Annotated in this window: 20 protein-coding genes; 15 read left to right on the forward strand and 5 right to left on the reverse strand. The window is 69.1% G+C overall.

What is annotated here, in order from left to right:
• Positions 1-199 precede the first annotated feature (199 nt).
• Genes RIE08_02315 through RIE08_02350 form a run of 8 tightly spaced genes read left to right on the forward strand, consistent with a single transcriptional unit; the run spans position 200 to position 8,067 of the window.
• Positions 200-994: a TlyA family RNA methyltransferase gene (locus RIE08_02315; GenBank protein MEQ8716422.1), complete on the forward strand. Its 795-nt coding sequence runs from the start codon at positions 200-202 to the stop codon at positions 992-994.
• Positions 995-998: 4 nt separating this feature from the next.
• Positions 999-1,850: an NAD(+)/NADH kinase gene (locus tag RIE08_02320; GenBank protein MEQ8716423.1), complete on the forward strand. Its 852-nt coding sequence runs from the start codon at positions 999-1,001 to the stop codon at positions 1,848-1,850.
• A gap of 14 nt (positions 1,851-1,864) precedes the next feature.
• Positions 1,865-3,457 carry a DNA repair protein RecN gene (gene recN / locus RIE08_02325; GenBank protein ID MEQ8716424.1) on the forward strand — a complete coding sequence of 531 codons (1,593 nt, stop codon included), beginning with the start codon at positions 1,865-1,867 and terminating at the stop codon, positions 3,455-3,457.
• Positions 3,458-3,501: 44 nt separating this feature from the next.
• Positions 3,502-5,148, forward strand: coding sequence for a CTP synthase (locus RIE08_02330; protein ID MEQ8716425.1), 1,647 nt, complete (start codon positions 3,502-3,504; stop codon positions 5,146-5,148).
• A 6-nt stretch (positions 5,149-5,154) separates the two neighbouring features.
• Complete coding sequence (locus RIE08_02335; protein ID MEQ8716426.1) at positions 5,155-5,691, forward strand: NUDIX hydrolase; 537 nt, start codon at positions 5,155-5,157, stop codon at positions 5,689-5,691.
• On the forward strand, positions 5,684-6,619 hold the full coding sequence (xerD, locus tag RIE08_02340; protein ID MEQ8716427.1) for a site-specific tyrosine recombinase XerD: 936 nt from the start codon (positions 5,684-5,686) through the stop codon (positions 6,617-6,619). Before RIE08_02335 ends, xerD begins: the two co-directional genes overlap by 8 nt.
• Complete coding sequence (locus tag RIE08_02345) at positions 6,616-7,176, forward strand: hypothetical protein (protein MEQ8716428.1); 561 nt, start codon at positions 6,616-6,618, stop codon at positions 7,174-7,176. The genes xerD and RIE08_02345 overlap by 4 nt, the downstream gene beginning before the upstream one ends.
• 39 nt (positions 7,177-7,215) lie before the next feature.
• Positions 7,216-8,067 (forward strand): class II aldolase/adducin family protein, encoded by an 852-nt coding sequence (locus RIE08_02350; protein ID MEQ8716429.1) that lies wholly within the window; start codon positions 7,216-7,218, stop codon positions 8,065-8,067.
• An 11-nt stretch (positions 8,068-8,078) separates the two neighbouring features.
• Here RIE08_02350 and RIE08_02355 read toward each other — a convergent pair whose 3' ends face one another.
• Positions 8,079-9,263 (reverse strand): hypothetical protein, encoded by a 1,185-nt coding sequence (locus RIE08_02355; GenBank protein ID MEQ8716430.1) that lies wholly within the window; start codon positions 9,261-9,263, stop codon positions 8,079-8,081.
• A gap of 23 nt (positions 9,264-9,286) precedes the next feature.
• Between RIE08_02355 and RIE08_02360 the strand changes: the two genes are divergently transcribed.
• Positions 9,287-9,547, forward strand: coding sequence for a PqqD family protein (locus RIE08_02360; protein MEQ8716431.1), 261 nt, complete (start codon positions 9,287-9,289; stop codon positions 9,545-9,547).
• A 74-nt stretch (positions 9,548-9,621) separates the two neighbouring features.
• Here the strand turns inward: RIE08_02360 and RIE08_02365 are convergent, their stop codons facing one another.
• Both RIE08_02365 and RIE08_02370 read right to left on the reverse strand, forming a co-directional pair.
• A complete protein-coding gene (locus RIE08_02365; protein MEQ8716432.1) occupies positions 9,622-11,382 on the reverse strand; it encodes a sulfotransferase family 2 domain-containing protein in 1,761 nt (586 codons plus the stop codon).
• Entirely contained in the window at positions 11,379-12,098 is a 720-nt protein-coding gene (locus tag RIE08_02370; protein ID MEQ8716433.1) for a hypothetical protein, read from the reverse strand. The genes RIE08_02365 and RIE08_02370 overlap by 4 nt, the downstream gene beginning before the upstream one ends.
• 81 nt (positions 12,099-12,179) lie before the next feature.
• On the opposite strand from RIE08_02370, the gene RIE08_02375 reads away from it, so the two are divergent.
• On the forward strand, positions 12,180-12,458 hold the full coding sequence (locus RIE08_02375) for a hypothetical protein (protein MEQ8716434.1): 279 nt from the start codon (positions 12,180-12,182) through the stop codon (positions 12,456-12,458).
• Here RIE08_02375 and trpS read toward each other — a convergent pair.
• Complete coding sequence (trpS, locus tag RIE08_02380; protein MEQ8716435.1) at positions 12,455-13,435, reverse strand: tryptophan--tRNA ligase; 981 nt, start codon at positions 13,433-13,435, stop codon at positions 12,455-12,457. The genes RIE08_02375 and trpS overlap by 4 nt on opposite strands.
• A 24-nt stretch (positions 13,436-13,459) precedes the next feature.
• Entirely contained in the window at positions 13,460-14,842 is a 1,383-nt protein-coding gene (locus RIE08_02385; GenBank protein ID MEQ8716436.1) for a deoxyribodipyrimidine photo-lyase, read from the reverse strand.
• A gap of 62 nt (positions 14,843-14,904) precedes the next feature.
• Between RIE08_02385 and RIE08_02390 the strand changes: the two genes are divergently transcribed.
• Genes RIE08_02390 through RIE08_02410 form a run of 5 tightly spaced genes read left to right on the forward strand, consistent with a single transcriptional unit; the run spans position 14,905 to position 18,539 of the window.
• Positions 14,905-15,681, forward strand: coding sequence for a ScpA family protein (locus tag RIE08_02390; GenBank protein MEQ8716437.1), 777 nt, complete (start codon positions 14,905-14,907; stop codon positions 15,679-15,681).
• Position 15,682: 1 nt separating this feature from the next.
• Positions 15,683-16,288: an SMC-Scp complex subunit ScpB gene (scpB, locus tag RIE08_02395; GenBank protein MEQ8716438.1), complete on the forward strand. Its 606-nt coding sequence runs from the start codon at positions 15,683-15,685 to the stop codon at positions 16,286-16,288.
• A gap of 8 nt (positions 16,289-16,296) precedes the next feature.
• Positions 16,297-17,079: a pseudouridine synthase gene (locus tag RIE08_02400; protein MEQ8716439.1), complete on the forward strand. Its 783-nt coding sequence runs from the start codon at positions 16,297-16,299 to the stop codon at positions 17,077-17,079.
• A gap of 18 nt (positions 17,080-17,097) precedes the next feature.
• Positions 17,098-17,463, forward strand: coding sequence for a chorismate mutase (aroH, locus tag RIE08_02405; GenBank protein ID MEQ8716440.1), 366 nt, complete (start codon positions 17,098-17,100; stop codon positions 17,461-17,463).
• Entirely contained in the window at positions 17,460-18,539 is a 1,080-nt protein-coding gene (locus RIE08_02410) for a prephenate dehydrogenase/arogenate dehydrogenase family protein (GenBank protein ID MEQ8716441.1), read from the forward strand. The genes aroH and RIE08_02410 overlap by 4 nt, the downstream gene beginning before the upstream one ends.
• Positions 18,540-18,544 lie beyond the last annotated feature (5 nt).

Genomic DNA, 18,544 nt, shown 5'->3' on the forward strand with positions numbered 1-18,544 from the left:
ACAACCTGATCAAGCGCATCAAGCGGATCGGCTTCGGATTCCGGAAGTTCCGCAACTACCGGATCCGAGCCCTGCTCTACGCCGGCCGACCCAACTGGGACCTACTCGACACCCTCACCCCCGCCAGAATCCGATGAGCCGGATTCTCGTCCTTGAGGGGGATCACGGCTCCGACGCTAGACGCCCTAGCCTGCGGCCAGTGGCCGCTCGCCGACGTCTCGACGCGGAACTGGTCCGGCGTGGACTGGCGTCGGGCCGCGACGCCGCGCGCCGCCTGATCGACGACGGGGCGGTCCTCGTCAACGGCTCACCCGCGGCGAAGCCGGCGAGCCAGGTGGATCCCGCCGACGCGATCGTTCTCGCGTCCGAACCCGAGCGCTACGTGGGTCGCGGTGGGACGAAGCTCGAGGCGGCCATCGAGGCCTTCGCCATCGAGGTGGCGGGTCGGCGTTGCATCGACGTCGGCGCGTCCACCGGCGGGTTCACCGACTGTCTGCTCCAACACGGGGCCGCCGCGGTGATCGCGGTCGACGTGGGAACCGCCCAACTCCACGAACGGCTCAGGTCCGACGAACGGGTCACGTCGCTCGAGAAGCGCGACGTCCGTGGGTTCGACCCCGGGCCGTGGGGCGGCCCCGCGCCGATCGTCGTGTGTGACGTGTCGTTCATCTCACTGCGCACGGTGTTCGGGGCCCTCAGCGGACTCGTCGACGGCGCGGGTGACCTGGTGACGCTCGTGAAACCCCAGTTCGAGGTGGGGAAGGCCGCTGTCTCCCGCGGACGGGGCGTCATCACCGAGCCCGGTCTGTGGCGCGAGGCCCTCGACGGGGTCGTCGCCGAGGCCGCGCGCAACGGGTTCGGGGTTCGCGGCGCGATCCGTTCACCCGTGACCGGCGGCGCCGGCAACGTCGAGTTCCTCGTCTGCTTCCGCCGCGGGGAACCGGCCCGTGGGTGCGACATCGCAGACCTGTGTCATAGCGACGCCATAGCCTGAGCAGATGGCCGTCGCGCTGATCGTCCACCAGGAGCGTCCCGAGGCCGCCGACGTGGCCCGGGACCTCGTCGGGTGGTTGCGCGCGCACGATCGCACGGTGTTGGTCACCGGCCCCGACGCCGAGATCGCCGGGCTCGGTGAGTTCGCCTGCGACGAGGACGAGATCGGTCGACGGGCGGAACTGGCGGTGAGCCTCGGCGGTGACGGCTCGATGCTTCGGGCGATCGACCTCGTCGCGGATGACGACGTCCCCGTTCTGGGCGTCAACTTCGGGAGCCTCGGCTACCTCACCGAGGTCGATCCGGCTGACGTCACCGACGCGCTGTCGCGTGTGTGGGCCGGCGACCACCAGATCGAGGAGCGGATGCGCGCCGCAGTGACGGTCGAACGGGCCGGAATCGCCGAGGACCCGGTGCGGGTCCTCAACGAGAGCGTGGTCGAGAAGATCGAATCGGGGCGCACCGTGCATCTGGCCGTGAGCATCGACGGCCGCTTCTTCACGACCTACGCCGCCGACGGGCTCATCGTGGCCACCCCCACCGGTTCCACGGCCTATTCGATGTCCGCGCGCGGCCCGATCGTCGCGCCCACCCACCGTGCGTTGCTGCTGACCGCGGTGGCCCCCCACATGCTCTTCGATCGGACCCTGGTGCTCGAACCCGCCAGCCGGCTGCGGATCGAGGTGATCGACGACCGCCCGTGCCAACTCGCGCTGGACGGCCAGGCGGGGGGAGTGTTGGAACCCGGTGACGCGGTGACGGTCACCGGTGCGGTGAAGTCCGCCAGGCTCGTCACCTTCGGAACCCGGGACTTCCAGGGGATCCTCAAGTCGAAGTTCGGTCTGAACGACCGGTAGCCCGGGAGGGTCACGTGCTCGTCGAGTTGGTCGTCCGCGACCTTGGAGTCATCGAGGAGGCCTCGGTCGTCCTCGACTCGGGCCTGACGGCCCTGACCGGTGAGACCGGGGCGGGAAAGACCCTGTTGACCGACGCTCTCGCCCTGGCACTGGGTGCACGCGCCGACGCGGAGCTCGTGCGTCCCGGTGCCGATGCGGCTGAGGTCGAGTGCCGCCTGGTCGTCGCGGATGGTGACGAGCTCGTGATCCGCCGGGTGGTGCCCGCGCAGGGGCGGTCGCGGGCGTATCTCGACGGCCGCCTCGCGTCGAGCGAGGCACTGGGCGAGCTGACCGACGGCCTGGTGGACCTGCACGGTCAACACGGCCATCAGCGGCTGATGCGGCCGTCGGAGCAGCGTCGTGCTCTCGACAGCTTCGGCGACATCGACCCGGGTCCGTGGCGTGCGGCCCGTGCGGCACGGGCGGCCGCTGACCGCGAGCGCGACGCGCTGGGCGGCGACGAGCAGGCCAGGGCCCGTGAGGAGGACCTTCACCGGTTCCAGATCACCGAGATCGACGAGGCCGCCATCGTGGACCTCGACGAGGACCGGCGCCTCGCGGAGAGCGAACTGCTCCTGGCGTCCGCGGCGGCGTCGCGTGATGCCGCCGAGCGTCTCGCTGAGACCCTGAGTACCGACGGTGCAGCCGGGGAGGCCCTGGCCGGTGCGTTGTCGGAGGTGTCACAGCACGCCGCGCTCGAGGCGGTCGCCACCCGGCTGGCAGCCGTCGCGGACGAGGTGGCGGATCTCGGTCGGGAGCTGAGAGCTGCGGCGGAACAGATCGTCGAGGATCCCGAGCAACTCGCCGAGATGACCGCGCGCCGCCACCGTCTCTCCGAACTCCGGCGAAAGTACGGGCCGACGCTGGCCGACGTCCTCGCCTACCGCGAATCGGCGGCTGAGCGCCTCACCGAGCTCGAGGCCCGTACCGCACGGGCGGCCGCCATCGATGCCGAGGTGGAACGCCTCGAGGCCGAGGAGCATCGTCTGGCCGGGGAGCTCGCGGCAGCGCGCCGCGCCGCGGCGCCTCGACTCGCGTCCGCGGTGGTCGATGTGCTGGGCGAGCTCGCGATGGCCAACGCCCGCTTCGAGGTGTCCGTCGACGGCGAGGCGGGCGCGGATGTCGAGTTCCGCCTGGCAGTCAACTCGGGGGCGCCGCTCGCGTCGCTGACCAAGGTCGCGTCGGGCGGCGAACTGTCGCGGACCATGCTCGCCGTCCAACTGGTGAGCAGCGTCGTCTCACCGACAGTCGTCTTCGACGAGGTCGACGCGGGGGTCGGTGGTCGAACCGCCACCGCGATCGGTCGGGCGCTCGCACGCCTCGCCGTGGATCGGCAGGTCCTCGTCGTCACCCATCTGCCCCAGGTGGCAGCGTTCGCCGACCGGCACTTGTCGGTCACCAAGGTGGACGACGGCACCCATACCCGCACGGAGGTCGCGTCGCTCGACGACGAGGGTCGCGTGATCGAGCTCTCGCGGATGCTGTCGGGCTCGCCGGACTCGTCGACGGCGCGCAGCCACGCCGCCGAACTCGTCGCCGCAGCCGCATCAGAACGCGGGAGTCGCTGATCATCCGCGCCGCCGCCGACGTCGTACCGGTAGGGTCGGGTTCCGTGACCAAGCACATCTTCGTCACGGGCGGCGTGGCCAGCTCGCTGGGTAAGGGGCTGACGGCCTCCTCGCTCGGGCGACTCCTGAAATCGCGCGGCCTGCGGGTCACCATGCAGAAGCTGGACCCGTACATCAACGTCGACCCCGGCACGATGAACCCGTTCGAACACGGCGAGGTCTTCGTCACCGACGACGGCGGCGAGACGGACCTCGATCTCGGTCACTACGAACGCTTCATCGACGAGAACCTGACACGGGCGTCGAACGCGACCACCGGGTCCATCTACTCGTCGGTTCTCGCGGCCGAACGGCGCGGGGACTACCTCGGTTCCACCGTCCAGGTCATCCCGCACATCACCGACGAGATCAAGCGTCGGATCACCCGCCTCGGGGGTGATGAGACCGATGTCGTCATCACCGAGATCGGTGGCACCGTCGGCGACATCGAGATCCTTCCCTTCCTCGAGGCCATCCGACAGTTCCGCCTCGACGTGGGGCGTGCGAACGTCTTCTACATCCACGTGACGCTGGTGCCGTTCATCGGCCCCTCCGGCGAGCAGAAGACGAAGCCCACCCAGCACTCGGTGACGGAGTTGCGTGCCCGGGGTATCCAGCCCGACGCCATCGTGTGCCGCAGTGACCGGCCCATCAGCTACGACCTGCGACGCAAGATCTCGTCGTTGTGTGACGTGCCGATCGAGGCCGTCGTGAACGCCGCGGACGCGGCGAGCCTCTACGAGATCCCCCTGACCCTCCACGATGAGGGACTCGACCAGGTCGTCTGCGATCTTCTGGGGTTCGACCAGCCGCTCGACATCGACGACTGGGTCGCCCTGAACGACCGCCGCAACGCCGCCGACAAGGACGTCCGCATCGGCCTGATCGGCAAGTACGTGAGCCTCGTGGACGCCTACCTGTCGGTGGTCGAGGCACTGAACCACGGCGGGATCCACCACGGGGCCCGCGTCGAAGTCGAATGGATCCAGGCCGAAGAGGTCGAGGGTCTGCTGGCCGCGGGACGACTGAGAGGACTCGACGGCATCGTCATCCCGGGCGGATTCGGGGTACGGGGCGTGGAGGGCAAGGTCGCCGCGGCCCGGTTCGCCCGCGAGAACCGCGTCCCGTGTCTCGGGCTGTGCCTCGGAATGCAGGCGATGACGGTCGACTACGGCCGCAACGTGCTCGGACTCACCGGCGCCAACTCCACCGAGTTCGACCCTCAGACGCCCAACCCGGTCATCGACCTCATGGAGTCCCAGCGCGACGTCACGGACCTCGGCGGGACCATGCGCCTCGGCGCCTACGTGGCTGAGCTCGCCGAGGGGTCCCAGGTCGCGGAGATCTACGGGCACGCCGTGATCTCGGAACGGCACCGCCACCGCTACGAGTTCAACCCGCGCTACCGCGGACGTTTCGACGACGGGGCATTCGTGTGCTCGGGTACGTCGCCCGACGGACGCCTCGTGGAGTTCGTGGAACTGGCCGGTCACCCGTTCTGGATCGGCACCCAGGCGCATCCCGAGTTCAAGAGCCGCCCCGACCGCCCGGCGCCGTTGTTCCGCGCGTTCATCGGAGCGGCGATCGACCGCGCCTCGGGCCGCAACCCGCGGCTCATCGAGGTCGACGAACCGTCGGCCGCCCGGAACTGACATCCCGTGCCCGGGGGCTTCCGACGCCTCTCCGAAGAGGTCGTCCACACCGGTCCCGTCATCTCGGTCACGTCGGGCCGCTACGAGACACCTGACGGTGACACGGTCGAGCGCGAGGCGGTCCGCCATCCCGGTGCGGTCGTCGTCGTCCCCCTCGACGGCGACGAGGTCGTGATGATCCGCCAGTACCGGGCGCCCATCGACGCCGAGATCCTCGAAATTCCCGCCGGGAAGCGTGACGTGGAGGGCGAACCGCCCGAGGTCACCGCTGCCCGTGAGCTGGCCGAGGAGATCGGTGCGACGGCTGCGTCGCTCGTGCCGCTGTGTGTCTTCCACAACTCCCCGGGCTTCTGTGACGAACTCTCGCATCTGTTCCTGGCGACGGGGCTGACGTTCGGTGAGGCCGACCTGCAGGGTGCCGAGGAGCGGCACATGACCATCGAGAGGGTCCCGCTGGCATCGGTCCCGAACATGATCGAGGAGGGCGAGATCAGCGACGGCAAGTCGATCATCGGGTTGCTGCTCACGCTCGGGCGTGTCTGACACCGACGAGGCGCTCCTGCCGGCCGAGGCTGAGGAGTACCTGGTGTGGCTGACCGTGGAGAAGGGTCGTGCGCCCGCCACGATCGCCGCCTACAGACGTGACCTGCGTGCCTACGCGGCGCATCTCGACGACATCGGCGAGACCGTGGCCACCGTCGATCCCGAGGGGATCATCGCGTTCGTCCGCCGCCTCGAGAGCGAGGGCAGGGCCCGCTCGTCGGTGGCGCGGACTCTCGTCTCGGTGCGGGGGATGCACCGGTTCTGCGCCGTGGACGGGATCCGGGCCGACGACCCGGGGGCGGCCGTGGAGATGCCACGCGTACCGGCGGGACTGCCGAAGGCGCTGACGACCGCCGAGGTCTTCTCGCTGATCGACGCGGTCGAGGGCGATGACGGGCCCGCCCGGCGGGACAGGGCCATCCTCGAGATGCTCTACGGCACGGGCGTGCGGATCTCCGAGCTGGTCGGCCTGTCGTTGACCGACGTGGACCTCGAGGCGGCACTGATGCGCGTTCTGGGAAAGGGTTCGAAGGAGCGCATCGTGCCCGTCGGTCGCATGGCGATGCGGGCCCTGATCTCGTGGCTCGAGCCCGGCGGTCGCTCCGAGCTCGAGCCTCGACGGTGGCGGTCCCGCGACGACTCCGAGGCCGTGTTCCTCAACCAACGGGGTGGACGGCTCAGCCGTCAGGGAGCGTGGGGTGTCGTCAAGAAGCACGGGGCGAAGGTCGGCCTCGGCGCGAAACTGTCGCCGCACGTACTCCGCCATAGCTTCGCCACCCACCTGCTGGAGGGGGGAGCCGACATCCGCACCGTTCAGGAACTCCTCGGGCACGCGTCGATCACGACCACGCAGATCTACACGAAGGTGACGACGGATCACCTCTGGTCGGTGTATGCGTCGGCTCATCCACGGGCGAAGGGCCGATGAGTCGTCTCGGGGGTCCGCGCCACCTGATCCGGCGGTTCTTCTGGTCGTTGTGGCCCGGCGGTACCGATCCCGATGCCGAGGAACGTGTCGTAGCGGCGATGTCACCCGCCGAGCGGGCGCTCCACCAGCGCCTGTCGCCGGTCGACAGGCTTCACGGGGTGGCTGGAGTGGCGTCGGTGGTCTCCGATCTCGGGGAGCGGGCCACCGACGAGGTCGTCGTCGCGGCCGCGCTGCACGATGTCGGCAAGTTGGCGGCGGGCCTCGGCACGTCCGGGCGGGTGGGGGCCACCCTCGTCGCCGCGCTGGTGGGGGAGCGCCGTCTCGATATCTGGGCCGAACTCGGGGACGATCCGGCGGACGCCATCGACGACCCCCCGTGCTCCTGGCGCCGCCGGGTGGGCCGCTACGCCCGTCACGACGTCATCGGCGCGGCCGCGCTGCGCAGGGCCGGTTCGGCCGGACTCGTCGTGGACTGGGCCGCCTACCACCACGCCCCGGCCCGATGCCCCGGTGATCCCGAACTGATCGCCGCGCTATGCAGTGCGGACGAGGCCTGAGCGCCGCCTCGAGGCGGCGCGTCGCGTAGTCTCGGGGTGGTGAGCGATGCCGACGACAGGCCGGAACTGAAGTCGGACGTCGTCGCGATCGACGAGCGCGTCCTGAACAACCTCGAGTCGTTCGTCCCGCCCTCCTTCGACGATCCCGCCGACGCCCGCAGACACCGCAAGCAGCGCCTTGTCGGCGGGCTGCGCTTGCTGGCAGACCTCGGTCTGCAGACCGGGATCGCCGTCGCGGGTCACATCACCGTGCGGGACCCGGAGTTCGCCGACCGGTTCTGGGTGAATCCCATCAACCTCCCGTTCGACCGTGTGACGGTCGCTGACCTGCTCTGCGTCGACCACGGCGGCCAGATCCTCGAGGGGGAGCTGCCGTTGAACAACGCGGCGTTCGCCATCCACGCAGCGATCCACCGCCGATTCCCACACCTGGACGGCGCCTGTCACGCCCACGCCCCCAATGCGCGGCCCTTCTCGGCCTTCAGGCGGCGGGTCGAGCCGACGAGTCAGGACGCGTGCGCCTTCTACGAGTCACAGGCACTGTTCGATGACTACAGCGGCGTGGTGCTCGGCGAAGAGGGCGAGCGGATCGCGGAAGCTCTGGCGGAGCCCACCGGGGATCCGGCCGGCTACAAGGTGTGCATCCTCGCCAACCACGGCCACATCGGCGTCGGGGAGACGGTAGACGAGGCCGTGTTCTGGTTCGTGATGTTCGACCAGTTGTGCCGGGACCAGCTGATGCTCGAGGCGTCCGGGCGGACCTACCACGTGCTCGACCACGACGTCGCCGTGCACACCCGCGAGCAGGTCGGCACCCGCACGGCGGGCTACACGTCGTTCCAGGCGCTCTTCAAGAGCGTCCTCGCCCGCCACCCCGACATCGTCGCCTGAGGGCGGGTCGTTCAGGTGTCGATCGCGGCGAGCAGCCGCGAGACGACCACATCCGCCGAGAAATCCGCCCGGATCCGTTCGCGCAACTCGGCGCCGACCCGCAGTGCCTCGTCGGGATTCTCAGCGACACGCCGCATCAGCGCGCCGGCATGGGCGACGTCGGGCCGTGCCCACCGCCGATCGGGGGACAGTTCCAACCAGCCGTCGGGGTCGTCGTCGGACATCGGCACGAGGTCGTAGTCGACGAGGTACGGGTAGTCGGGACCGAGATAGTCGAGGGGACCGCTCCAGCCGGTGACGATCGCCGGCACGCCCCTTGCGCCGGCCTCGAATGGAGTGAGGCCGAAGCCTTCACCCCGTGTCAGCGAGACGAAACACTGGCCGCGGGCATGGAGACCCTCGATCACCGAGCGCGGTTCGCCCTCTCGGGTCATGAGGTGGATCTTGGGCGCAGTGGGGTAGCGGCCGGCGAGGCGCGCCAGAGACCACAATGAGCCGGTGCGGCGTGGGTCGGTCGCCTGGCGCCCCTTGTCGCGCCGGAGCCGCTCAGAGGCAATGTGGTCGTGGGGAGTCGTCTTCAGGGCGAACGCGACCCCGTCGTCGGCGGTGAAGGTGTCGAGGAAGGCGGTGAGGGTCTCCGGGACGGCCTTACGGGTGGTCCACGTGTTGACGGAGTAGAAGACGAACTCGTCGTCGATGTCGCCGAGGCGGCCCGGCGGAGCGGGTTCGGGCGGATCGGCCGGCGCGATGTGAGGGACGACCGAGACCGGTGTGGTGACGCCGGATGCGATGAACGAGTCCCTGTTGAACGACGATGGCACGAGTACCTGGTCGAAGCGGTTGAGGATCTTCGGCCAGTGCCGTGGGATGCGATCGGCTTCCCAAGTGCAGTAGATGACGAGGCGCTTGTCGCGAAGGTGGTTCAGCCACCCCTCCCACCGGCGGGGCGGCATGTGGACGATGACGGTGTCGTGATCGATCTCTGCGTTACAGATGTCGTCGTGGCGGCAGCCGCCGACCTCGTCACCTTCGAAGGGGGCGACGCGGACCTCCCCCCGGAATCGGCTGCCGTTCACAAGCGGGGTCCACGAAACCGGGATGCCGGTCGCTCTTAGCGCCGTGATGTACTCCTCGGCCGACTCGCCGTACCCGGTACCCGGTGCCACCGCCATGTACCTGATTCCCGCGACGGTCATCGGCTGCTACCGTCGCTCGGACGATGAGCGGTGAGAACCCTCAGCGGGTGGACGGAGCGGAGGTCCAGCGGACCGACGACGGGATCATCGTGCACGTGCGCGAGGCCGGTCGGGTTGCCTACCTCGATCCCACGGGAGCGATTCTGTTCGAGTTGGCGGACGGCACCCGCGACGTGGCTGCCCTGGCGGCGGCCGTGGGTGAGCTCTTCGACCTCGGCGAGCCCCCGGTCCAGAGGACCCTCGACGGGCTCCGCAAGCTCGCCGAGGCAGGCCTCATAACCTGACCGCCGGGTGGGGTGATGTGCCACGTTCGCTTCCCGGTGGGGGCCATCGCCCGCTCCGAGGGCATCCCTTCGGATCACCATGGTCTTGCGACGAGTTCGCCATAGGTGGTGTTGTGTGTCCGGAAGCGCGCGACGTCCGCTGGTGTGATGGCCACCTGGCTCAGGCGCTCCTCGAACAGATCCACGGCGAACCCGTAGAGCTCGATGTCGAGACGGTTCGCCTCCGTGATCGTCGCCATGGTCTCGTCGTCGATGACCTCGCTCGCACCGTTCGACCCGGCGGCGGGGGGTGTGACGTTGCGCCGGAGATAGAGGATCTCGTTCCATTTCAGGACCCTGTGGCACATGACGAGGAAAGCGTCGTACTGCTCGGTCAGACCGAACAGGGTGAACCGCGATGCGAGGTTCTCCTTTGCCCGGGCCAGCAATGCCTCGTCGGCCTCACCGCGCTGAGCCCGGGGCCCACCGGCCAGACGCCACGTCTGCCCGTTGGTTGTCTCGTGGGTACTCGTGTCGAGTACGAAGTCGCGGAGGTTCTTGTCCATCGCGAGACGGTGCATGCCGTGGTTCGGCGAGGTGCGGAGGTAACGATGATGGGAGATCACCCGCCTGATCGGGTCGCGCAGGATGGTCATGTGCACGAACGGGGATCTGATCAGGCCGTAGATCTGGCCGTGGATGTGATGGTGGCCTGTGACCGCGAACTTTGCCGGCGGGCGCCCCGGGCCGCGGCTCTCACGAGCCAGGGCGGACGCCGTGAGCGCCGCGACGGTCTGATCGCGGCTGAGTCGTGGAGCGTTCACATGCACGGTGTGGCCAGGAGCGTGGTTCCGGGCCATGATCGCCTGGAAGGTGGTGCCGCCGGTCTTGGGTATGTGGAGGTGCAGGCGCGACGCCTGCAGCGGATGAGGCTCGCGGCTGGGGCGGCCCGTGAGTTCTTCCCACGTGATGGCGAACTGGTCGAGCGTTTTCAGGTTCTCGACGAGACGCGCCGAATGTCGCGGTGGTCTCCGCCGGTGCGTCTTGGCTGGCGCCGGCGACCTCGGTGCGGTGGGCACGAGGTGCGAGGCGACGAGAGCTCGGACCGCGTCGACGTCGACGACGTCGCGCTTGTGCTCGACGACGAGACGCTCCACGCGCAGACCCAGAGTCGAGCCCAGGGCGGGGGCACCGAGGCGGGACAGTTTGGCGCGGGGTACGATCTCGACGACGAGCCCGCCCGGTTGCATCCAGCACATGTGGGCGGCTCCGGCCCCGTGCCCGAGGACGAGCACCGCCGCGTCCGCATGATCACGGATCTGTTCGAGAATCGACTTGTCGAGGGCGGACGTCAGCGACACGGGGGTCCCGCCGTGCTCGGCAGCGAGGGCCGAAGCAACGTCGTCGAGGTTCGTCACGTTCCTCCGGTCGGGTCCGTAGTTCTCCCGTCCCAGTGCTCGACCCGTGGCCGGATCGGCATCTCGCCTTTGAACCACGATCGAGGTCGCTTCCGGTGGGCCCAGTCCGGTGGCCAGCTCGGTGGCCCAACGTCGCGCCGCATCCAGGTGCTCCCGGGTCAGCGTGGTGTTGCGGATGGACCGCCACGTGGCCCGGTCCCAGCGCGGGAGCTGCGCGACACCGGATCCGGCATTCTCGAGCGGGTGCACACGGACCTCGATGCCACCTGCGGTCAGCTCGTCGTAGAAGCCGAGGAATGGGAGCTGGTGTCCGCAGTAGAGGTCGACGGTGTCGGGCTCCTCCGTGGCGATGGTCGCCAGGAGCGGGACGAACTCGCCGAGCATGAAGTGCCAGAACCCGGCTGTCGGTACGGTCGATCGGACCGAGATCGTCGTCATCTCAGGCCGGGGAACCGTTCGTAGAACGACGCGAAGCGCTCGACGATCCGCTCGGAGTCGGCCGCCGACATCTCGCTCTCGTGGCGGCGTTGGTGACCCTGGTTGAACTGGATGAACTCGTTCTCGGTCACGTGTGCGGTCGCCGCCTCGTGGTCGAAGGTCAGACCTGTCTGGTCACCGAGGACACTGGCGAACGATGCCGTGTCGGCAGTGACGGTCGCGTAGTCCACGGGCTCCACACCGGTGAGTCCCGTCCAGAGGTCGAAATTCGCGAGGTGCCTTTCGACGTGTTCGGTCGCGTCGTCGAGAGTGACGATCTCCGAGAAGGCCCGGCGCTCCTTCGCACGCGCGGCGCGCCCAGCGTCCATCAGGGACAGAGCCATGTCGCGAGGGTCCCGATACACAGCGTGCGCTGCCGCGACGCCGGACTCCAGGAGTTCGACTATGGGCCGGCTCGGCCGGGCGTGCGTCTTGAGCACAGGGACCGTGTGATGTCGCTGGGCTTCGGCTCTGAGGGCGTCGACGCGGTCCTCGTCCCACCTCGTCACGAAGTTGATGTTGTGCCCGGGTTCGACCGCGTCGTCGCTGAGCCGGGGCTGTTCGAAGCCGTTCTGTATGAACATGCGCTTCGTGAGCTCGAAAGCGAAGGTGCTCGCAGATTTGACCGTTCCGTAGCTCACGTAGATCTCGAGTGGACGTTCGGGACCGGGGACCACGTCGAGATGGTGGCATGTGGGGTGATCAGTGGGCTAAATTGTCCTGGATTCGGGGACGGTTGACGAACGTGAGGTATTGCGATGGCGGACGAACACGGCTCTGATGACGAGCCCGCGGGAGTCGACAACCCACTGCGGGGCGTCGATCCGGACCGGCGCGAATTCCTGAAGAAGATGGCCGGCGTTGCCGGCGTGTTCGCAGTGCCCACGGTCGTGGCTGTGACACTGGACGACTCGGAGGCCGGTGCTCAGGTCAGCGACAGCAGCTGGCTCTACGACGACGAGGATCGCGGGATCCTCTTCTACCTCCGCCGCCTGTTGCACATCCTGCGACGTATCTTCGGCGGCTTCGGCCGCTAGCCCGCCAGGAAACCGAGGTTCGCCTTGGCCCGCTCGACGGTCGCCGATGCGCGCTCGCGAGCGCGTTCAGCGCCCAGCCCCAGCAGCCGGCGCGTCTCGGCCGGATCGGCGGAGAGTTCCTCGTAACGGTCCTGGATGGGTGCGAGTAGCTCGATCACGGCCTCGGCGCAGTCCGACTTGAGTGGCCCGTACTGCTCGTACTCGTCGGCCAGGGCGACCGGATCGCGATCGGTGGCCGCTCCGAGGATGTCGAGCAGGTTAGAGACGCCGGCCTTTTCCGTCGGGTCGTAGAAGACCGCGTTGTCGCTGTCGGTGACGGCGCGCTTGATCTTCTTCTCGATGGTCTTCGGTGGGTCGAGCAGCCAGATGGTTCCGGGCGCGTCACCCGCGGACTTCGACATCTTGTTCGTCGGTTCCTGCAGGTCCATGATCCGTGCTCCCGCTGCGGGGATCACGTGCTCGGGAACCACGAAGGTCTGCCCCCAGCGGCTGTTGTAGCGCTCGGCGATGTCGCGGGTGAGCTCGATGTGTTGACGCTGGTCGTCGCCGACGGGCACCTTGTCCGTGTCGTAGAGCAGGATGTCGGCGGCCTGCAGAGCCGGGTACGTGAACAGGCCGGCCGAGACGAAGTCGGCGCCGTCGGACTTGTCCTTGAACTGCGTCATCCGGCGCAGCTCACCGAAGGCCACGGTGCACTGCAGGAGCCAGGCCAGCTCGGAGTGCTCACGGACGTGGCTCTGCACGAACAACGTGGCCTTGGCCGGGTCGATGCCGACTGCGACGAGCACCTGCGACAGCTTCAGCGTGGCCGCCTCGAGGCCGTCGGCGCCGGCCGGCGTCGTCACCGCGTGAAGGTCGACGACGCAGTAGACGGCGTCGTGCTCGTCCTGGTCCCGCACCCAGTTGCGGAGCGCGCCGAGCAGGTTGCCGAGATGGACGTCGCCAGAAGGTTGGATACCGGAGAAGACTCGTGCCACGGGCGGCGAGCGTACCCGCCCAGGTCAGTCGGCCCGCTCCCGGGCGGCCGCGTAGGTCTCCACCGCACGGTCCCGGGCCCAGGAATGGTCGACGATCGGCTCCGGGTAGTCCTCACCCAGGGTGACGCCGGCGGCGGCGAGTTCGAGCGGGCCGACCTCCCAGGGAGCGTGGATCGCCGAGCTGTCGAGGGAGCGCAACTCGGGCACCCAACGACGGATGTAGTCGCCGTCCCCATCGAACTTGCGACTCTGGGTGACCGGGTTGAACACCCGGAAGTAGGGCGCGGCGTCGTGGCCGGTGCCCGCCACCCACTGCCAGTTCCCGCTGTTCTGGGCGACATCACCGTCCACGAGGAGGTGGCGGAACCAGCGCTCGCCGATCCGCCAGTCCACGAGCAGATCCTTCACGAGGAACGAGCCCACGATCATCCGCAGCCGGTTGTGCATCCACCCGGTGGCCGCGAGCTCACGCATCGCAGCATCGACGATCGGGTAGCCGGTGAGGCCCTGCTTCCAGGCGTCGATCTCGTCGGGGTCGTTGTTCCACTCGAGCGTCTCGTAGGCGTCGTTGGCCGGTCGTTCCACGAGTGTGGGATGGGCGGCGAGGAGGTGGGCATACCAGTCCCGCCACGCGAGTTGGCGGACGAACGCCGCCCGTCCGGGCGTGGCGTCGCCGACCTCGTCCGCGACGCGCCGCGCCGACAGCGTGCCGAAGTGCAGGTCCGCCGAGAGCTGCGAAGTCGCTTCCGCCGCCGGGATGTCATGTACCTCGCGGTAGTCGTCGACAGGACCCGCCGCCCACGCCTCCAGGCGGCTGAGAGCGGCCCGCTCGCCGCCCTCCATCGGCGGTTCGGCGTCCAGTTGTGGCAGCTCGTCGGTGGCGACGTCGGCAAGGACGGGAGCCTCTGCCCCCGCGGGCCACGGTGCCCGATCGGTCACCGCCCAGGTCTTGTGGAACGGGGTGAAGACCCGTGAGACGTGCCCGGCCTGCGTCAGAACGGCACCGGGTTCGTGGACCAGGTTTCCCCAGAAACGGTGAACCGGGCCGCCGGGACCTTCCGCGGCGAGGGCCTCGTCGACGGCGTCGTCACGGGCGACGGCCGTCGGGGTGACGTCCGCGTTGACCCAGACACCGGCGTCGAGCTCCGCGGCCAGAGTGGGCACGATCTGGACGGGATCGCCGTGACGTATGACCAGCCGGCCGTCACGTTCGGCGACGTCGGCTGCCAGCGCGTGGAGGTGGGCGACCAGCTGGCGGCGACGGAACGGCCCCGCCGCGTCGAAGAGCGCCGGATCCACGATGAAGAGCGCGACGATGTCGTCGCAGAGCGCGGATGCGGCATCCAGTGCGGGGTTGTCGTGAAGCCGCAGGTCCCGTCTGAACCACACGATGCCGGTCGTAGTCACGGTGCCGACCGTAGGGGGCGGATCCGCGGCGCGTCGCCTCGGGGCCAATAGGGTCGTGGACGATGTCCGTAGATGTGCACACGTCTGTGTTCGAAGGTCCCTTCGACCTGCTGCTCCACCTCATCCTGCGCGACGAGGTGGACCTCTACGAAGTGTCGTTGTGCACGATCGTGGACGCCTATCTGGTCGAGCTCGGGCGCATGGAGAACATGGATCTCGAACTCGCGACCGAGTTCCTCCTGATCGCGTGCACCCTGGTCGAGCTGAAGAGCCGCCGCCTCCTGCCCGACGAGGTCGATGGTGACCTCGACGAGGAGCTGGCCCTCTGGGAGGAACGCGATCTCCTGCTGTCGCGGCTGCTGGAGTGCAAGACGTTCAAGGACGCCTCACGGGAGTTCGAGCGCCTCGCCGGGGTGGCCGGACGCTCCGTTCCCCGGCGAGCGGGGCTCGAGGAGGCCTTCGAGGGGCTCATGCCCGACCCGCTCGAGAACGTCGTGGCGGACGACATCCGCGCGGCCTACCTCAGAGCGATCGCGCCGAAGCCCCGCCAACAGGTCTCGCTGGATCACATCGCGCCGATCCGTCTCACCGTGGCGGACGCCGTCGGGGATCTCGCCACCGAACTGCACCGGCTTCGACGGGCCGGATTCCGTGAGCTGACCGCCCAGCTCGTGGACCGCGTCGAGGTTGTCATCTACTTCCTCGCGATCCTCGAGCTCTACAAGCAGGGAGCCGTGGAACTCGACCAGCTGAAGACGTTCGGCGACATCACCGTGCGCTGGACCGGCGGGGACGACGAAGACATCCTGGCCGGTGCCGTCGACACCTACGAGGGATGACGTGACCGAGACGAACGAGGAATCCGTGACCAGCGACGACCATCGCACCGTCGAGGCCCGGCGCGCCATCGAGGCCGTGCTCATGGTGGCGACCGATCCCGTCGAGCCGTCGCTGTTCGCGCAGCTCCTCGAAATGCCCGTCACCGACGTCGAGGCGGTCTGTGCGGACCTGGCCGACTCCTATGAGGGACGCGGGTTCGTCCTGGCCCGGGTGGCCGGTGGCTACCGGTTCCAGTCGCACCCCGACATGGCGCCCTACGTCGAGCGCTTCGTCATCGACGGTCAGGCGGCCCGCCTGTCGGCCGCCGCGCTCGAGACGCTGGCGATCGTCGCCTACAAGCAGCCCATCTCGCGGGCCCAGGTCGCCGCCATCCGCGGGGTGAACGTCGACGGCGTGATGCGTACCCTCGCCCAGCGTGGTCTGGTGGCCGAACTCGGCCGTGACCCGGGACCGGGCAACGCGGCCCTCTTCGGCACCACCGATCTGTTCCTGGAGCGGCTCGGGCTCGACGATCTCGGTGAGTTGCCGCCGCTGGGGCAGTTCGTGCCCGACGCCGACGTGGTCGAGGCCCTCGAGCAGGGTCTGCGCCTCGACCCGGACGACTGATCACGGCGATGACCGTTCCCCGCGACGGTGAGCGCCTGCAGAAGGTGGTCGCCCGGGCGGGTTTCGCGAGTCGGCGCGTCACCGAGGACCTGATCGCCGAAGGGCGGATCTCGGTGAACGGCGAGGTTGCGGAACTGGGCCGCCGGGTGGACCCCGACACCGATCTCATCGAGGTCGACGGTGTCCCCCTGGCCACCAGGGCGGACCTGGTCCACTACCTGTTGAACAAGCAGTCGGGCGTCGTGACGACCACCGTGGACACCCACGGGCGGCCCACGGTTCTCGACGCGGTGCCCGCCGAGCCGAGGGTCTTCCCGGTCGGTCGCCTCGACATGGACACCGAGGGCCTCCTGATCCTCACCAACGACGGAGACCTCACCCACCGGCTGACGCACCCGAGCTTCGGGGTGGACAAGGAGTACATCGCGGAGGTCGACGGTGAGGTGTCGCGTGGCGCCCTGCGGAGACTGCGTGAGGGTGTGGAACTCGACGACGGGGTGACGGCTCCCGCGAAGGCGTCGCTCGTGGCTCCCGGCGTCATCCGGCTCGTCATCCACGAGGGTCGCAACCGGCAGGTCCGCCGCATGTGCGAGGCCGTCGGACACCCGGTGCGCCGCCTCGTCCGCTCCCGGATCGGCCCGCTCGTCGACCGTTCCCTCAAGCCGGGGGAGTGGCGTGCGTTGACCCCCGCCGAGGTGCGCTCCCTCGCCGTGGCGGCCGCTCCCACCGGGGAGGGTGAATCCACGCCGGGCGCGCCTGACACCGAACCCACTGCAGGGTCCGAGGGGTAGGGCAGTAGCATTCCGGCCGTGTCGCGAGCCCTTCGCGCCGTGCGAGGCGCAACGACGATCGACGAGGACACCACCGAGCAGATCGACGCCCGCGTGCGGGAGGTGCTCCGCCGGATCTTCGCGGAGAACGACATCGACGACGACGACCTCGTCAGCATGATCTTCACGACCACCGACGACGTCAACGCGATGTTCCCGGCCACCGCGGCCCGCAACATGGGACTCGACGACGTGCCGCTTCTCGGCGCGCGGGAGATGGCCGTCCCCGGCTCCACACCACTGTGCATCCGGGTCATGGTGCACTTCCACACAGAGCGGTCGCGGGCCGAGGTCCGTCACGTCTACCTGCACGCCGCAGCCGCGCTCCGACCCGATCTGTCGTGAGCTCGCCCGGCGACAGGACCCCTCGCGCCAACATCGTGGGGACCGGGCTGATCGGCGGGTCGGTCGGCATGGCGCTGCGCGCCGCCGGGTGGCACGTGTCGGGTGTGGATCTCGACGACGCGCGGGCGGCGCGGGCACTCGACGTCGGAGCGCTCGACGCGATCGGTCTCGACGCGGATGCCGACGTCACGGTGGTGGCCACGCCGGTCGGGTCCGTGGCGGCCGTCGTCGCGGATGTACTCGGGCGGGTCGCCGGGGTCGTGACCGACGTCGGCAGCGTCAAGGCGCCGGTGGTGGGTGCCGTGGACGATCCCCGCTTCGTCGGCGGGCATCCGATGGCCGGCTCCGAACAGGACGGGATCGAAGGGGCGACGCCCGCGATGTTCGACGGTGCGGTGTGGGTCCTGACCCCGACCGACGTGACCGACGACGACGCCTACACGACGGTTCGGGCGATGGTCTCGTCTCTGGGAGCCGAGGTCATCGATCTCGAGCCGGCGTCACACGACGCGATCGTCGCAGACGTGTCCCACGTCCCCCACCTGACGGCCGCCGCACTCATGGCGATGGCGGCCGACCGCTCCGTCGAGCATCGTGCCCTTCTGCGCCTCGCCGCCGGGGGATTCCGGGACATGACGCGGATCGCCGCGAGCCCGCCCGACATCTGGCCCGACATCTGCGCGGAGAACCGCAGCGCGATCACAGCGTCGCTGGATCGCCTCATCGGCTCGCTCGGGCAGGTGCGGTCGCTCGTGGCCGACGCCGACCGGGCGGGGATCGTCTCGCTGCTGGACGCCGCCCGCCAGGCCCGGGTCAACCTGCCCACCGGGATTCCCGCAGACGTCGCTCTCAGCGAGATCCGTGTGCCCATCTTCGACCGGCCGGGCGAACTCGCCCGGATCACCACGCTCGCTACCGAGATCGGCGTCAACATCTTCGACGTTGCGATCTCGCACTCCGGCGAGGGCGCGGCCGGCGTGTTGGAGATGATCGTCGAGACCAGTCTGGCCGAGCGTCTCACGGGCGCTCTGATGGCGAACTCGTACCGCCCGACCACCCGTGACATCGGCACATGACCCTG

This window comes from Acidimicrobiales bacterium (genome assembly GCA_040219085.1).
Classification (GTDB): domain Bacteria; phylum Actinomycetota; class Acidimicrobiia; order Acidimicrobiales; family JAVJTC01; genus JAVJTC01.

Excerpts from the sequence above, each read along its gene's own strand:
- RIE08_02365 (MEQ8716432.1), bottom strand. The coding sequence starts at position 11,382 with ATGACGACGATCTCGGTCCGATCGACCGTACCGACAGCCGGGTTCTGG.
- RIE08_02390 (MEQ8716437.1), top strand. The coding sequence starts at position 14,905 with ATGTCCGTAGATGTGCACACGTCTGTGTTCGAAGGTCCCTTCGACCTG.
- RIE08_02345 (MEQ8716428.1), top strand. The coding sequence starts at position 6,616 with ATGAGTCGTCTCGGGGGTCCGCGCCACCTGATCCGGCGGTTCTTCTGG.
- RIE08_02355 (MEQ8716430.1), bottom strand. The coding sequence starts at position 9,263 with ATGACCGTCGCGGGAATCAGGTACATGGCGGTGGCACCGGGTACCGGG.
- RIE08_02320 (MEQ8716423.1), top strand. The coding sequence starts at position 999 with ATGGCCGTCGCGCTGATCGTCCACCAGGAGCGTCCCGAGGCCGCCGAC.
- RIE08_02375 (MEQ8716434.1), top strand. The coding sequence starts at position 12,180 with ATGGCGGACGAACACGGCTCTGATGACGAGCCCGCGGGAGTCGACAAC.
- RIE08_02360 (MEQ8716431.1), top strand. The coding sequence starts at position 9,287 with ATGAGCGGTGAGAACCCTCAGCGGGTGGACGGAGCGGAGGTCCAGCGG.
- RIE08_02400 (MEQ8716439.1), top strand. The coding sequence starts at position 16,297 with ATGACCGTTCCCCGCGACGGTGAGCGCCTGCAGAAGGTGGTCGCCCGG.